General features: G+C 69.6%; 13 protein-coding genes. 4 read left to right on the forward strand and 9 right to left on the reverse strand.

All coding sequences use genetic code 11. The features are described from left to right. Nucleotides 1-39 precede the first annotated feature (39 nt). The 3 genes from ACFV6H_RS12030 to ACFV6H_RS12040 form a co-directional block, all read right to left on the reverse strand. Nucleotides 40-567: a gamma-glutamylcyclotransferase family protein gene (locus ACFV6H_RS12030; RefSeq protein ID WP_385540878.1), complete on the reverse strand. Its 528-nt coding sequence runs from the start codon at nucleotides 565-567 to the stop codon at nucleotides 40-42. Further along, entirely contained in the window at nucleotides 564-893 is a 330-nt protein-coding gene (cutA, locus tag ACFV6H_RS12035) for a divalent-cation tolerance protein CutA (protein WP_385540880.1), read from the reverse strand. Before cutA ends, ACFV6H_RS12030 begins: the two co-directional genes overlap by 4 nt. A gap of 133 nt (nucleotides 894-1,026) precedes the next feature. Next, entirely contained in the window at nucleotides 1,027-1,656 is a 630-nt protein-coding gene (locus ACFV6H_RS12040; RefSeq protein WP_385540882.1) for an NADPH-dependent FMN reductase, read from the reverse strand. Between the two features lie 84 nt (nucleotides 1,657-1,740). On the opposite strand from ACFV6H_RS12040, the gene ACFV6H_RS12045 reads away from it, so the two are divergent. The 3 genes from ACFV6H_RS12045 to ACFV6H_RS12055 all read left to right on the forward strand — a co-directional run bounded on the left by ACFV6H_RS12045 (nucleotide 1,741) and on the right by ACFV6H_RS12055 (nucleotide 4,368). Beyond that, nucleotides 1,741-2,580, forward strand: a complete 840-nt coding sequence (locus ACFV6H_RS12045) for an aminotransferase class IV (protein ID WP_385540884.1) — start codon at nucleotides 1,741-1,743, stop codon at nucleotides 2,578-2,580. A gap of 235 nt (nucleotides 2,581-2,815) precedes the next feature. Continuing rightward, nucleotides 2,816-3,433, forward strand: a complete 618-nt coding sequence (locus tag ACFV6H_RS12050) for a hypothetical protein (RefSeq protein WP_385540886.1) — start codon at nucleotides 2,816-2,818, stop codon at nucleotides 3,431-3,433. Between the two features lie 332 nt (nucleotides 3,434-3,765). Beyond that, on the forward strand, nucleotides 3,766-4,368 hold the full coding sequence (locus ACFV6H_RS12055; protein WP_385541049.1) for a class F sortase: 603 nt from the start codon (nucleotides 3,766-3,768) through the stop codon (nucleotides 4,366-4,368). Nucleotides 4,369-4,408: 40 nt separating this feature from the next. Here the strand turns inward: ACFV6H_RS12055 and ACFV6H_RS12060 are convergent, their stop codons facing one another. Both ACFV6H_RS12060 and ACFV6H_RS12065 read right to left on the reverse strand, forming a co-directional pair. Then, nucleotides 4,409-5,188, reverse strand: coding sequence for a sulfite exporter TauE/SafE family protein (locus ACFV6H_RS12060; protein ID WP_385540888.1), 780 nt, complete (start codon nucleotides 5,186-5,188; stop codon nucleotides 4,409-4,411). A 107-nt stretch (nucleotides 5,189-5,295) separates the two neighbouring features. Beyond that, a complete protein-coding gene (locus ACFV6H_RS12065) occupies nucleotides 5,296-6,672 on the reverse strand; it encodes an endo-1,4-beta-xylanase (protein ID WP_385540890.1) in 1,377 nt (458 codons plus the stop codon). Nucleotides 6,673-7,027: 355 nt separating this feature from the next. Between ACFV6H_RS12065 and ACFV6H_RS12070 the strand changes: the two genes are divergently transcribed. Beyond that, nucleotides 7,028-8,182 carry an alkaline phosphatase PhoX gene (locus tag ACFV6H_RS12070; protein WP_385540892.1) on the forward strand — a complete coding sequence of 385 codons (1,155 nt, stop codon included), beginning with the start codon at nucleotides 7,028-7,030 and terminating at the stop codon, nucleotides 8,180-8,182. On the opposite strand, the gene ACFV6H_RS12075 is transcribed toward ACFV6H_RS12070, so the two are convergent. From ACFV6H_RS12075 to ACFV6H_RS12090, 4 genes are all read right to left on the reverse strand, one after another. Further along, nucleotides 8,152-9,243 (reverse strand): ArsR/SmtB family transcription factor, encoded by a 1,092-nt coding sequence (locus tag ACFV6H_RS12075; protein WP_385540894.1) that lies wholly within the window; start codon nucleotides 9,241-9,243, stop codon nucleotides 8,152-8,154. The genes ACFV6H_RS12070 and ACFV6H_RS12075 overlap by 31 nt on opposite strands. Before the next feature lie 540 nt (nucleotides 9,244-9,783). Beyond that, nucleotides 9,784-12,510: a pyruvate, phosphate dikinase gene (gene ppdK, locus ACFV6H_RS12080; protein WP_385540896.1), complete on the reverse strand. Its 2,727-nt coding sequence runs from the start codon at nucleotides 12,508-12,510 to the stop codon at nucleotides 9,784-9,786. Nucleotides 12,511-12,928: 418 nt separating this feature from the next. Continuing rightward, nucleotides 12,929-13,612 (reverse strand): HAD family hydrolase, encoded by a 684-nt coding sequence (locus tag ACFV6H_RS12085; RefSeq protein ID WP_385541051.1) that lies wholly within the window; start codon nucleotides 13,610-13,612, stop codon nucleotides 12,929-12,931. A gap of 68 nt (nucleotides 13,613-13,680) precedes the next feature. Further along, nucleotides 13,681-14,784: an ABC transporter ATP-binding protein gene (locus ACFV6H_RS12090; protein WP_384781402.1), complete on the reverse strand. Its 1,104-nt coding sequence runs from the start codon at nucleotides 14,782-14,784 to the stop codon at nucleotides 13,681-13,683.

Genomic DNA, 14,784 nt, shown 5'->3' on the forward strand with positions numbered 1-14,784 from the left:
CGCCCAGAAGGCCGGGGCAGGCCTTCTGGGTGCCGGAGTTCAAGGTGCGTGCGGTACGCGTGGAACGGACGACGCCGACGCTGGGGCCGCGGGTGAGTAGGGAGCACGTATGTATGGGCTGACATGAGTCAGCCAGTCGCCACCCGCGATCACTTGACCTCGCGCCCGTAGTTCATGGGCCACGCGAGGCGCCGCGAAGTACACCCAGGCGCTGACCGTGGTGCCACCGGCCGACAGGACATCGCGGGCGACCCGTTCATACACATTGGCCGGGTCACCGGGCGCGACGTACTCCTCCAACTCGTCCAGTACGGCGAGCAGTTCGCCGTACTGCCCGGGCTTCGCCGTGATGAGGTCGCCCAGGACCGTGCCCCGGTCCTCGATCACATACGGATAGCCCGGGCCGTCGTAGAGCAGGGCCCCCTCCAGGCGAGCCGGTTCCTCGTGGGCCGTGCGGTCTCGCAGGCACAGGTCATAGTTGGGCTCGCCCGGCCGCAGCGTGCCGTAGACGAAGAACGGCAGCTCGCCCGCCGCCTCGGCGGCTGCCGTATCGACCACCGCTCTCATGGCGCGTCGGTCTCCTCGGTGATCCAGGTCAGATACTCCGCGCTGCCGCGCACCACCGGTGTGGCGATGATCTCCGGTGTGTCGTAGTCGTGGACGTCCTTGAGATAGGCCTCCAGGGCGTCATAACGGGAGCCGGTGGTCTTGAAGAGGATCTGCCACTCCTCGGCGGTCTCGACCTCGCCCTTCCAACGGTAGACGGAGGCGACCGACGCGGAGATCTGCGCGCACGCGGCAAGCCGGGCCTCGATCGCTCCACGGGCGATCTCCTCGGCCCTGGCCGCGCCGTCGATCGTGGTCAGCACGGTCAGATACTCGGCATTGGACACGTGACGGGCTCCTTCGGGACGGTCCGGAGTCGGGCGAGGTACGAAGCCCGGACGTGTGCCGCGTACCAGGCGGTAGTACAGCACCCTAGGCATCTCCACCGCACCACCGCCCTGTCGCCCTGCCCGCTTCTCCTCAAGCGGCGTACGGGCGGGCGGACTTGGCATCGCGCAGGGCCAGGCCCCACCAGGCGAGCTGGTCGAGCATCGCCTTGGCCGCCGCGTCGCACTGGGCCGGGTCCTTGTGCCGGCCCTCGTCGTCGAAGTGCGCGCCCGCGTGGTGGAAGGAGACCGTGTCCCGGACCGTGACGGCGTGGAGCTCGGCGAAGACCTGGCGCAACTGCTCGACCGCGCGCAGTCCACCGGAGATTCCGCCGTACGAGACAAAGCCGACCGGTTTGGCCTGCCATTCGCCGTAGTGCCAGTCGATCAGCGATTTGAGAGCGGCGGGAAAGGAGTGGTTGTACTCCGGAGTGATCACGACGAATGCGTCGGCGGCGGCCAGTCGCGCGGTGACCTTGCCGAGTTCGCCCTTGACGGCAGGGCCCGGGTGGAAGGAGAGCGCCGTCGGCAGATCCGTCTCCGCCAAATCGATCAGTCCGGTGGTGAAGTCCGGGCGCTCGGCGGCGCGGGCGAGAAACCAGCGGGAGACGACCGGGCCGAAGCGGCCCTCGCGATTGCTGCCCAGGATGACGGCCAGCTTCAGAGGTGCGGGACCGGATGGAGCCGTGGTTTCCGGCGTCATGACGTCCGTGGTGGTGTCCATGGGAACAGGCTCGTACCTCAACCTTGGTTCAGGTCAAGCTGCCCTCGCCCGAGCCGCGCGGCACCGCGTCGTACCGTGATGACCATGACGACTACCGCACCGCATCTGCTGATCGAGGTCGACGGCCGGCCCGCGACCGAGGCCGATCTGCGTCTCCGCGCGCTGGACACATACGGACACTTCACCGCCATGCAGATCAGGGACGGCCGGGCACGCGGGATGGACCTCCATCTCGCCCGGCTCGACGGCGCGACCCGTGAACTGTTCGGCATGGGCCTGGACGGTGAGCGCGTACGGACGGCGCTCCGGCACGCGCTCGAAGGTGTACGTGACGCCTCGGCCCGGGTCTATGTCCACTGGCAGAACGGGCCGGACGCCGCGAACAGCACCGGCACTCGCCCGCGTATCGGCGCCGGCACAGGCGGCAGCACGACTCTGATGGTGACGGTACGGCCTCCGGCGGCCCTGGACGGCAGGGCGAAAAAGCTGATGTCCGTCCCGTACCAGCGCCCGGTTCCGCACATCAAGCATCTCGGAGGCTTCGCCCAGATCCACTACGGCCGGCTCGCCGAGCGCGCCGGTTTCGACGACGCGCTGCTCACCGGTCCCGGCGGACTGGTGGCGGAGAGCGCCGTCGCCAACATCGGCTTCTGGGACGGCAGTTCCATCGTCTGGCCGGATGCTCCGCTGCTCACCGGCATCACCATGGCCCTGCTGGAACCACGCCTCCCGGCCGCCGGCCTCCCGTCGGTCCGGCGCCGGATCACTCTGGCGGACCTTCCCCGGTTCCGCGCCGCCTTCCTCACCAATTCGCACGGAGTCGCGCCGGTGGCCGGAATCGACGGGACGGTCTTCCCGGGCGACGCGGCGCTGCTGAAGACGGTGACAGAGCTGTACGAGGGCGTGGAGTGGGACCGCATCTGAGCGGTGACGGGCACGGCGGGCACGGCGGGCGCACGTCTTCGTCACCCGTTCGGCGCGTACCGGGCAACTCATCGGAGTGACGGCACGTCAGCAGCCGTGACCTGCGAAGACACGGACCGGCAAGCGGGCCGCGCCGGGCACGGCCCGCGAATCTGATCGGACATCAGCAGGCGTACGACCCGACGGGCGCCTTATCTCAGAGGTGACGACTACCGCGCTGCCCCGGAGGATCACCATGCGTCCCACTGCCCGCCTACTGACCGGTACCGCGCTGGCAGCCGTCTCGGCAGGTCTGACCTCCCTGTGCGCCGCGACCACCGCGGCAGCGGCCACCGGCACCGCGGACACCACCACCTCGACCACCACCTCGGCCGCCGCCATAACCACCACCACCGCCATAGCCGCGGACGACGACAACCGGCTGGAACTCTCACCGAAGGTCGTGCGTCCCGGCTCCCTCGTCTCCGTCAGCACCACCGTCTGCCGCGAGGGCCCCGCCAAGGGCGAGGCGCGGTCGGCCGGCGCCGGCGAGTTCCGGCTGGAGCGCGCGGTGGGCCGCGCCGAGGACCAAGAGGCGGACCAGGAGACTCTGGTCGGCCGGTTCCGGGTGCCGCACGAGATCGGACGAGGTCCGTACCGCGTCGGTGTGCGATGCGAGGACGGCAGGCACATCACCCGGGAATTCTTCGTGGAGCGCGACCGCGAGCCGCGCGGCCCTGTCAGATCGGGGATCGGCGGCAGCGTCGGTCCCGACACCACCCAGATCGCGGTGGGAGCGGCCGTCGTGGCCGCTGCCGCCGTCGGCGGGACCTTGCGCCTGCGCCGCCGGGCGAGCGGCGCGCAGGAACGCTGACGGGGCCGGTCTCCACGGCCCCGCACCGGTTCCGCCTCCCGTCCCCGCCCTGGTCACGCCTTGGTCACGCCCACCGCTGGCCGGGGCGGGGAACCCCATCCAGGCTCCCTGGTACGTATCCCGTACCCGGGGAACCGTTCATCCGGAGGACTGGATTCATGAGCTTCTACCGCAGCGGCCGTCGCCGCTGCAAGGACGACTGCGACTACGACTACAACTACGACAGCAGATACGGCTACAACCACCAGCAGGGCTACGGCCATTACTGCAACAGGCACCGTGGCGGCTCGGGCTGGACGATAGCCATAACCATCTGTATCGGTGTCTGGCTGATGGGAAACGGCTCCAAGCAGGTCACTCCGCCCACACCGCCCGCCTCGGAGGCCTTCGACGGCACCGGCACCGGCACTGGCTCCGGCTCCGGCTCCGGCTCCGGCTCCGGCTCCGGGCACCGTGTAGCACCGGCCGCCGCCCCGATGTCGTCCGCCGCTCCGGTCGCACTGCGCATCCCCGCGATAAAGGTGGACACGCCGCTCCTGGGGCTCGGACTGGACCGCGACGGCAGCCTGGACGTACCGCCGACCGGAGTCCGCAATGTCGCGGGCTGGTACAAGGACGGCCCGTCACCGGGCGCCAAGGGCTCCGCGATCATCGCCGGCCATGTGGACAACGCGCGCGGGCCCGCCGTCTTCTACAAGCTGGGCACCCTCAGAAAGGGCCAGCGCATAGAAGTGGCCCGCGCGGACGGCCGTACCGCCGTCTTCTCCGTCGACGCCCTTGAGGTGTACGAGAACGCCGACTTCCCCGAGCGCAAGGTCTACGGATCGACCGACCGGCCGGAGCTACGGGTGATCACCTGCGGCGGCGGCTTCTCGAAGAAGACCGGCTACAAGGGCAATGTCGTGGCGTACGCCCATCTCACCGGCGTGAAATAGCCCCACGCGCGCCCGCGCCCACGGGTCACGCGCCCCGGACTCACGCGGTCCACTGGTCGAACGCGAGCTTCGCGACCAGCGAGAACACCACCACCAGCAGCACTCCGCGCACGAATTCGCTGCCCTTCTTGAGCGCCGTCCGCGCACCGAACATGCCGCCCACCAGATTGAACACCGCCATCAGCGCCGCAAGCCGCCACATCACCGTGCCCTGGTGGGCGAACATGGCGAGCGCGCCGGCGTTGGTACAGACGTTCACGATCTTCGCGGTGGCGGAGGCCGTCACCAGATCGAGGTGGAGTACGGCGGTGAGGGCCAGCACAAGAAACGTTCCTGTGCCAGGTCCGAACAGCCCGTCGTAGAAGCCGATGCCACCGCCGACCAGCACGATCGCCATGACCGTACGCGCCCGGGTGACGGGACCGCCCGGCCGCGCCCGGCCGAAGGACGGCCGCAGCATCACAAAGGCCGCCACTCCCAGCAGCACCACCATGATCACCGGCCGGAGCACCTCACTGCTGATCCCGGCCGCGAAGAAGGCTCCGGTCATCGAGCCGGCGAGGGCCGCGAGGCCGATCCGTACCGCCGTCCTGACATCGACCGGAGCCTTCCGCAGATAGGTCACCGCCGCGCCCGAGGTACCGACGATGGCGACCGCCTTGTTGGTGCCGAGGATGTGCGCGGCGGGAGTGTGCGGCAGGCCGAGCAGCATCGCGGGCAGAAGCAGCAGCCCGCCACCGCCCACCACGGCATCGATCCAGCCGGCCGCCGCGGCGGCGAGGCAGAGCAGAACGAGCGTGGTCAGCGGTATGTCGGGCACGACCGCGACCCTATATACCGGCGTTACCGCCCATGCCCGCGCCCTCTGCCTCGCCAAGACAAACCGCTACGACTAGCCGCTTTAAGACAAGCCGCTAAGACCAGCCGCTACGACAGAGCGACCGCGCAGGCGGCCCCGTTCAGAGTGAAGGCGCCCGGCGCGGTATTGCCGCCGCTCCAAGCGCCGTTGAACCCGAAGGTGGCCGAGCCGCCGGGCGCGATGGCCGCGTTGTGGGCGGCGTTGACGGCGGTGGCCTGCGCGCCGGACTGGGTGACGGTGGCGTTCCAGGCTTGGGTCACGCTCTGACCCGAGGGCCATGTCCAGCGCAAGGTCCAGCCGTTGACCGGCGAGGTACCGGTGTTCCTGACCGTCACATTGGCGGTGAAGCCGGTGTTCCACTGGCTCTGGACGGCATAGGTCACGGCGCACCCGGTGGTGGGTGTGGGATCGCCGCCGCCACCGTCACCGGTCCAGCCGAGCGCCTCCGCGATCCCGTAGTACGCCGGTTTGGGCTGGAAGCCGGCGTCGTACGGAGTGGCCGCGCCCTCGCCCGGGAAGACGTCCGGGATCCAGGAGTCGGAGTCGGTGAAGCCCCAGACGGTGACGCCCTCGCAGCGCGCCACGGCGAGGCAGGCATTGGTGACGGCCTTGAACTCGGTCTTCTGCTGAGCCAGTTTGGCGTCGGTGGCGGGCAGCGTCATCCGGATGTCGAGTTCGGTGATGGCCACCTCCACACCGAGGTCGGCGAAGCGCTGGAGATTGGCCTGGAGCGTGGCCGGTACCTGGCCGAGGATGAGATGGCCCTGGAAGCCGACGCCGTCGATCGGTACGCCCTGTGCCTTGAGCCGCTGGACCAGGGAGTACATCCCGTTGCTCTTGGGGCCCGTGCCGTCGGTGTTGTAGTCGTTGATGTACAGCTTGGCGGCGGGATCGGCGGCGCGCGCGGCACGGAAGGCGTCGGCGATGTACGACTCGCCGAGCTGGTTGTAGAACTTGCTGCCTCTCATGGTGCCGTCTTCGTTGAGCGGCTCGTTGACGACGTCCCAGTGGTCGATCCGGCCCTTGTAGCGGGTGACCTCGGTGGTGACATGGTCGGTCATGATCGTGCGCAGCTCGGTGTTGCTGAAGGAGCCGTTGGCCAGCCAGTTGGGCATCTGGCTGTGCCAGACGAGCGTATGCCCGCGTACCTGCTGCCCGTTGGCCTCCGCGAAGTCCACCACCCGGTCGGCGCCGGCCCAGTTGAAGCTGCCGCGGTTCGGCTCGACCGTGCCCCACTTCATCTCGTTGGCGGGAGTGATGGAGTCGAACTGGGCGCCGGTGACGGCTCCGTACGTACCGCTGAGCTTCGAGGACGTGACGGCGGTGCCGTAGTAGATGCCCTTCGCCGCGGCGAGGTCCCGCAGGACGGGATCGGCGGCGTGCGCCGGAGCGGCGAGTCCGACCAGGGCAACGGTCGCCGCGGTCAGGGCCGAGACGGCTGCCACGACTCCGGATAAGATACGAGGTTTTCTCACGATCGTCCCTCTCTCATGTGATTTCGGAAAGTTCACAGAAAGTTTCGAGAGCGCTGTTCGGAACGTAGAGGCGGAGGTGGTGTTCGTCAACGGACGTGGCACGAGTTCGCACATCCGGGTATCGCACGTGTCCCTGCCGCCGGACCGGGGCAGATCAACGCCGTACGCCTCACCACGCACGGACAGGCCGGCGCCCTACGGCTCGGCTTCGCCTCACCGCCCGTTCAACCACCGGCCATGCGCGGCCCCTAGGCTCCTGCGGCGTGCGACCCCGTGGCGCCGTCCGGCGCCTCGGGACGGTCACCACACCCCCATGGAGCGACCAGTGGAACGTCGCAGTTTCCTGCGCGGAGCGGTCATCGGCACCTCTGCCGCCGCACTCGGCGGCACGTTGTGGCGCGGAGCGGCCATCGCCGCGCCCGCCCAGCCGGGCGCGGGCCCCTATGGAGCACTCGGCGCGGCGGACGCCAACAACATCCGTCTGCCCGCCGGTTTCACCAGCCGGGTGATCGCCCGTTCCGGGCAGCCGGTCACGGGCACGTCGTACACCTGGCACAACGCACCCGACGGCGGCGCCTGCTACGCCGACGGCACCGGCTGGATCTATGTCTCCAACTCGGAGATCGATCCGTCGGGCGGCGCGAGCGCGGTCCGTTTCTCCGCCACCGGCGCGATCACCGGCGCGTACCGGATCCTCTCCGGCACCCGGCAGAACTGCGCGGGCGGCAAGACGCCGTGGAACACCTGGCTCTCCTGCGAGGAGGTGGACCGCGGCTATGTGTACGAGACCGACCCGTGGGGCGCGAAGGCGGCGGTACGGCGCGATGCCATGGGCCGTTTCAAGCACGAGGCCGCCGCGGCCGACCCGGTCCGCCAGACGATCTATCTGACCGAGGACACCACCGACGGCTGCTTCTACCGCTTCACCCCGACCATCTGGGGCGATCTGTCGTCGGGCCGTCTTGAGGTACTCGTCGCGGGCACGGCCACCAGCGGCCCGGTGACCTGGAAGACCGTGCCCGATCCCACCGGCGCCACGGCCACTCGTAACCAGGTCTCGGGCGCCAAGCGCTTCAACGGCGGCGAGGGCTGCTACTACGCGGACGACACCTGCTGGTTCACGACCAAGGGCGACAATCGCGTCTGGCAGTACAACGTGGCCGCCGGGACCATCGAGCTGGCCTACGACGACTCGCTGGTGTCCGGTACGGCGCCGCTGACCGGCGTCGACAATGTGACCGGCTCCTCGTCCGGCGATCTCTTCGTCGCCGAGGACGGCGGGAACATGGAGATCTGCATCATCACGCCGAACGATGTCGTGGCGCCGTTCCTGCGCATCGGCGGCCAGTCCGGCTCCGAGATCACCGGACCGGCCTTCTCGCCCGACGGCAAGCGGCTCTACTTCTCCAGCCAGCGTGGCACCAGCGGCAGTTCGTCGGCCGGTATCACCTACGAGGTGACCGGGCCGTTCCGCGCGTAACGCCCGTCGCTGTTCCGTACGGAGCGCCCGTCGTTCCGTACGTAACGCCCGTCCGCGGTGGCGCCGCCTTTCAGCAGGGCGGCGCCCAGTGGTGTGAGGGTGTGCAGTACGGCGTTGCCATGGCGCAGCGTGACCACGAGCCCCGCCTCGCGCAGTACGCACGCGTGCTGGCTCGCGGAGGCGAGTGACACGCCTGTCCTGCGGGCCAGTTCGCTGGTCGTGGAGCCGTGTTCGATGGCCCGCAGGACCGCCGAGCGGGTGTGGCCGACGAGCCGGCCGAGCGAGGGCCCCGGGCGCTCCGTGACGGCCGGCGCGTCGGAGTGGGTCACGGGATAGACCAGCACGGGCGGCAGCGTCGGGTCCCGGTGGACGACGGGTGTGCCACGGCAGAAGAAGGACGGCTGGAGGAGCAGCCCCCGTCCGTCCAGGCGCAGTTCGCGGTCGACCGGATAGTCGGCCTCCAGCACCGGTGAGCGCCAGCGCAGCATCGGTGGCAGTGTGCCGAGGAGTTCGTCGGCGCCGCCGTCGAGCAGGGCCCGGCCGCGCAGCGCGCGGTCCGCCTCGGTCCTGGCCCGGATATGCGGCCAGTACGGCTCGATCGCGGCCCGGTGGTACGTGCGCAGCGCGTCGACAAGCGCCCCGAGCCGGCCGGCCCCGGGCTCGTAACCGCCCTCCTGACCGGCTCCGTGGTGACCGGCTCCGAGGTGGCCGGCGCCGTGGTGACCGGTCCCGGCCCGCCCGACCGCGAGCAGGGCGAGCTCGGCGCGGACCCGTTCGGGCGGTGTGGCGCGCAGTGCGTCGAGGCCCGTCTCAAAGCCGGCCCGCCCTTCAATGGGCGTCAGGAAATCCGGGAAATAGCCACGCCGTGGCACCAGCGCGGAGATCGGTACTGTTTCACCTTTCAACCTGGTCCGTGTTTCCTTGCGCCATTCCCCGAAGACAAGAGGGCCTCGCCGATCCCTTATTCGATGAAAACTGAGAATCGTTTCCCAGAGCGGATCGGGACCGGCGGCCATCCGGACCCCGCCGAGGTCCTTCCCGGTGAAATGAATACGCAGCATCGAATCCCCACCTGTTTGCATCCACGATCTCCCCGACACCGAGTATGCATGCCATCACAGCCGGTTACCACGGTGTTTCAGCCACAGTTGAAACGCATCGCGGCCACCACGTCCCAGCCGAAAAGCTGTACCGCGTCGGGCATGAAACCCGGACGGCCGAATAGGCGCGGCGAAGGCCGTGGGGGGCTTTGCCCGCCCGGCGGCGGTCGGTCGGGGTTGCGGCTCCATGTCCGGCTCTCGGAAAGGGAGCGCGGTCGGTGGGTGGGGATCCACCGGCCGTGCTCCACCGCGCCGCGGGAGCCGCCCGTAACGCGTTGCTCAATGTGCTTGAAGAAAACATGTGCCCGGTGAATGAGGCGGAGAATCGACGAAGGGACGGGCGCCTCCGCACGGGCACCCGCCCCTTCATCGTGTTCCGGAGCCGCCCGCCGGGTCGGTGAGGGTCGGGATGAACCGGCGGCCGGCTCCGGGGTCTTCGTACGGCAGCGGCGACGGACGGACACGGCGGCGGCAGAACCGCCGTGTGCCCGTGCCGGCGGCCTATCGCGAGTCGCTGCCCGCCGACGACGCCGCCGCGCGGCCCGCCTCCAGCCGCGCCACCGGGATACGGAACGGCGAGCAGGACACATAGTCCAGGCCCACCTCGTGGAAGAAGTGCACCGACTCCGGATCGCCGCCGTGCTCACCGCAGACGCCGAGCTTCAGCCCCGGCCGCGTGGCACGGCCCGCCTCCACCGCGCTCCGTACGAGCGCGCCCACACCGTCCCGGTCGATCGTCTCGAACGGCGAGACGCCGAAGATGCCCTTCTCCAGATACGCCGTGAAGAAGCTCGCCTCCACATCGTCGCGGGAGAAGCCCCAGACGGTCTGGGTGAGATCGTTCGTACCGAAGGAGAAAAACTCCGCGGCCTCAGCGATCTGACCTGCCGTCAGCGCGGCGCGCGGCAGCTCGATCATCGTGCCGAGCGCCAGCGTGAGTTCGACACCGGTGGCGGCCTCCACCTCTGCGATGACCTGCTGTGCCTCGTCGCGGACGATCTCCAGCTCCTGGACCGTACCGACGAGCGGAATCATGATCTCGGCCCGTGGATCGCCCTTGGCGTTCTTGCGCTCGGCGGCGGCCTCCGCGATGGCCCGTACCTGCATGGCGAAGAGCCCCGGGATGACCAGACCGAGCCGTACGCCGCGCAGACCCAGCATCGGGTTCTGCTCATGGAGCTTGTGCACGGCCTGGAGGAGGCGCAGATCGTTCTCGTTGTGGTCCTTGCGGGCCTCGGCGAGCGCGACCCGTACCGACAGTTCGGTGATGTCGGGAAGGAACTCGTGCAGCGGCGGATCGAGCAGCCGGACCGTCACGGGCAGCCCGTCCATCGCCTCGAACAGCTCGATGAAGTCCTTCTTCTGGAGCGGCAGCAGCGCGGCGAGCGCCGCTTCGCGCTCGTCGTCCGTGTCGGCGAGGATCAGCTTCTCGACCATCTCGCGGCGCTCGCCGAGGAACATGTGCTCCGTGCGGCACAGCCCGATGCCCTGGGCGCCGAAGCGCCGGGCGCGCAGCGCGTCCTCGACGTTGTCGGCGTTGGCGCGCACCCGCAGCCTGCGGCGGCGGTCCGCGTACGCCATCATCCGGTGGACGGCCTCGACCAGTTCGTCGGCGTCGTCGGCGCCCGCGTGCATCCGGCCCTCGAAGTACTCGACCACGGGCGACGGTACGACGGGCACTTCGCCGCGGTAGACCTTGCCGGTCGAGCCGTCGATCGAGACGACATCGCCCTCCTCGACAATGGTCCCGTTCACCGTCATCCGGCGGGCCTTGGTGTCCACCTCCAGCTCCTCGGCGCCGCAGACACAGGTCTTGCCCATGCCACGGGCGACGACGGCGGCGTGCGAGGTCTTGCCGCCGCGCGAGGTCAGGATGCCCTCGGCGGCGATCATGCCGTCCAGGTCGTCGGGATTGGTCTCACGGCGGATGAGGATGACCTTCTCGCCGGACCTGGACCATTTGATGGCGGTGTACGAGTCGAAGACCGCCTTGCCGACGGCCGCGCCCGGCGACGCGGCGATCCCGCGTCCGAGCAGCTCGCGCTTGGCGTCCTCGTCGAAGCGCGGGAACATGAGCTGGGCGAGCTGGGCGCCGTTGACGCGCTGGAGCGCCTCGGCCTCACCGATCAGTCCCTGGTCGACGAGCTGGGTGGCGATCCGGAAGGCGGCGCCGGCGGTGCGCTTGCCGACACGGGTCTGGAGCATCCACAACTGGCCGCGCTCGATGGTGAACTCGATGTCGCACAGATCGCGGTAGTGCGTCTCCAGCGTCTCCATGATGCTCATGAGCTGGTCGTACGACTTCTTGTCGATGGCCTCCAGTTCGGCGAGCGCCACGGTGTTGCGGATGCCCGCGACGACGTCCTCGCCCTGGGCGTTCTGGAGGTAGTCGCCGTACACGCCCTGCTGGCCGCTGGCCGGGTCGCGGGTGAAGGCGACGCCCGTGCCGGAGTCGGGGCCGAGATTGCCGAAGACCATGGAGCAGACGCTGACGGCCGTGCCGAGATCGCCGGGAATGCGTTCCTGGCGGCGGTAGAGCCTGGCGCGGTCGGTGTTCCAGGACTCGAAGACCGCGCGGATCGCGAGATCCATCTGCTCGCGCGGATCCTGCGGGAAGTCGCGGCCCGCCTCCCGGGAGACGATCTTCTTGAACCGCTTGACCAGTTTCCTGAGGTCATCGACCGCCAGATCCACATCGGTCGCGGCGCCCTTGGCCTGCTTGGCCTCCTCCAGCGCCTCCTCGAAGAGCGCGCCGTCGACACCGAGCACGGTCCTGCCGAACATCTGGATGAGCCTGCGGTACGAGTCCCACGCGAAGCGTTCGTCACCGGCCTGGGCGGCGAGCCCGGCCACGGAGGCGTCGGAGAGGCCGACGTTCAGGACGGTCTCCATCATGCCGGGCATGGAGAACTTGGCGCCGGAGCGTACGGAGACGAGCAGCGGATCGTCGTGCTGTCCGAGCTTCTTGGCCATCTTCCGTTCGAGGGCGTCGAGATGGGCGCTGACCTCCTCGCGCAGGGAGGCCGGTTCCGTACCGCTGTCGAGGTAGATGTTGCAGGCCTCGGTGGTGATGGTGAAGCCCGGCGGGACAGGCAGCCCGAGGTTGGTCATCTCGGCGAGATTGGCGCCCTTGCCGCCGAGCAGGTCCTTGAGATCCTTGTTGCCCTCGGTGAAGTCATAGACGAATTTCTCGGCTGAGGCTGAGTGGGGATCATTGTTTTCCGACACGGGTCTCGACTCCTCGAGGACGCGGTGGCTGCCCTGACGGCGAGGAACATACCCAGATCGAAGGTGCCTGGGTACGTCCACTTGCCTGTCATACGGCCTTAACCACCCGTCCGCCACCAGATCGAAAGTGGCCCGGGGCCGGGTGGCCCTGTCCCGCGTCTTCATCCCTCGAAGCGGGCATGACCCGCCCATGACGCGACATGCTCATGTGAGCAGAGACATCGACGTCTGAGTTCAGAAGATGAACGCGAAAGGGATGGCGCACCGCGCCATCCCTTTCAGAAATGCAGCCATTCATATCGAGCTCATATGAGCCAAGCACCGATCAAACGTGGCGAGAATCACGCTTTGACAGGCTCCGTGATTCCAGGATCCGGACGGTCTCCCGGTGCTGTTAACAGGCCCGTTACGGGCGTTGCTACAGGCGTTGTCCGCGCCCGGGAGCACAGCCGCTCAGCACGCCGAGATCGACCTCCTCCAGGCTGCCCGCGAAGTACCGTCCGGCCGCGGGCTCCACCGGCAGCAGTGAGGGCACCACCAGCACCGCGCAGCCAGCCGCCTGCGCGGAGGCGCTGCCGTCCGGCGAGTCCTCCACCGCGACACACGCTCCGGGCCCGACGCCCAGCCGTTCGGCCGCCGCGCGATAGGGATCGGGATACGGCTTGGTCCGTACGGTGTCGTCGGCGGAGAGCGTGAAGGCAAAGCCGACACCGGCCAGCGAGCCCGCGACCACCGAGTCCACCACGACCCGCGGTGACGCGCTCACCAGGGCGAACGGCACCTCGGCGCGCTCCAGTTCGGCCAGCAGCCGACGGGCGCCGGGCCGCAGCGGAACTCCCGCCTCCACCCGCCGGAAGAAGGACCCGGCCAGCTCGGCGGCGACCGTCTCGGCGCAGCCGCCGCCGCTGACCTTGATCAGATGAGCGGCGGTGTCGGCGACCGCCCGGCCGACGACCTCCGGCGCGTCCGCGTCGGTGAGCCGGTGGCCGAGACCTGCCGCGACCTCGTCGGCCGTCTCCCACCACAGCACCTCGGTGTCCACGAGCGTGCCGTCCATGTCGAAGAGCACCGCCTCGGGCAGCACCGTCTCCGGCGTACCCACGGGCACCTCCGGCGTATCCACGGGCACCTTGGGCGTACTCACCTTGTCCGTACTCACCTCCGGCGTACTCACGCGCCCTTGCCCGCGGCCGGCACCACGAGCACCGGGCGCCGCGCCGGCGCGACCGTCGCGCGCACGCCCGGCGTCAGCGCGCCGGCGTCCCGCGACGGCACGTCGGACTTGACCGAGCCGCCGCCGGGCAGATCGAGCAGCACACGCGTGACCGAGCCGAAGAAGGACGCGGAGACGACCGTGGCCGTACCGGCCGGATCGGCGGTGGCGAGGATGTTCTCGGGCCGTATCAGCACCTCCACCTCGCGCTCCGCCGGAATCTCGCCGTCCACGGGCAGCTCGGCGCCCGCGACCTCGACCAGTCCGCCGTCGGTGAGCCGGCCGGGCAGCCGGTTCATCGCGCCGACGAACTCCGCGACGAACGGCGTGGCGGGCCGCTCGTACAGCTCGGCGGGCGGCGCGCACTGTTCCAGTCTGCCCGCGTTGAGCACCGCCACCCGGTCGGCCATGGAGAGCGCCTCCTCCTGGTCATGGGTGACGAAAATGGTGGTGATGCCCAGCGAGAGCTGGAGCCGGCGGATCTCCTCGCGCAGCGTGAGCCGTACCTTCGCGTCGAGCGCCGAGAGCGGCTCGTCGAGCAGCAGGACGCGCGGGCGCAGCGCCAGCGCGCGGGCCAGCGCGACACGCTGCTGCTGGCCGCCGGACATCTGGTGCGGGAAGCGGTCGCCGTGCTGGGGCAGTCCGACCAGATCGAGGAGTTCGGCGGCGCGGGCGCGCCGCTCGGCGGCTGACACCTTCCGTACGCGCAGCCCGAAGGCCACGTTGTCGCGGGCGTTGAGGTGCGGGAAGAGGCTGTACGACTGGAAGACCATGCCGGCGTCGCGGCGGTTGGCCGGCACCCGGGTGATGTCCTCGCCGTCCACCAGCACCTCGCCCGCGTCCGGCTGCTCGAAGCCGGCGAGGACCCGCAGCGCCGTGGTCTTGCCGCAGCCCGACGGGCCGAGCAGGGCGAGCAGTTCGCCCGGCCTGGCCGTCAGATCCAGGCCGTCGAGGGCGACGGTGGCGCCGAAGGCCCGGCGCAGACCGCGGAATTCGACCAGGGCGCCGGCGGCCGTGGCCTGCTCCGGCCGCTCCGCGGTCGCTGTGGAGGTGGATGACAT

This window comes from Streptomyces sp. NPDC059743 (genome assembly GCF_042732975.1).
GTDB lineage: Bacteria > Actinomycetota > Actinomycetes > Streptomycetales > Streptomycetaceae > Streptomyces.

Excerpts from the sequence above, each read along its gene's own strand:
- ACFV6H_RS12030 (WP_385540878.1), bottom strand. The coding sequence starts at position 567 with ATGAGAGCGGTGGTCGATACGGCAGCCGCCGAGGCGGCGGGCGAGCTG.
- ACFV6H_RS12090 (WP_384781402.1), bottom strand. The coding sequence starts at position 14,784 with ATGTCATCCACCTCCACAGCGACCGCGGAGCGGCCGGAGCAGGCCACG.
- ACFV6H_RS12050 (WP_385540886.1), top strand. The coding sequence starts at position 2,816 with ATGCGTCCCACTGCCCGCCTACTGACCGGTACCGCGCTGGCAGCCGTC.
- ACFV6H_RS12075 (WP_385540894.1), bottom strand. The coding sequence starts at position 9,243 with ATGCTGCGTATTCATTTCACCGGGAAGGACCTCGGCGGGGTCCGGATG.
- ACFV6H_RS12055 (WP_385541049.1), top strand. The coding sequence starts at position 3,766 with ATGGGAAACGGCTCCAAGCAGGTCACTCCGCCCACACCGCCCGCCTCG.
- ACFV6H_RS12040 (WP_385540882.1), bottom strand. The coding sequence starts at position 1,656 with ATGGACACCACCACGGACGTCATGACGCCGGAAACCACGGCTCCATCC.
- ACFV6H_RS12045 (WP_385540884.1), top strand. The coding sequence starts at position 1,741 with ATGACGACTACCGCACCGCATCTGCTGATCGAGGTCGACGGCCGGCCC.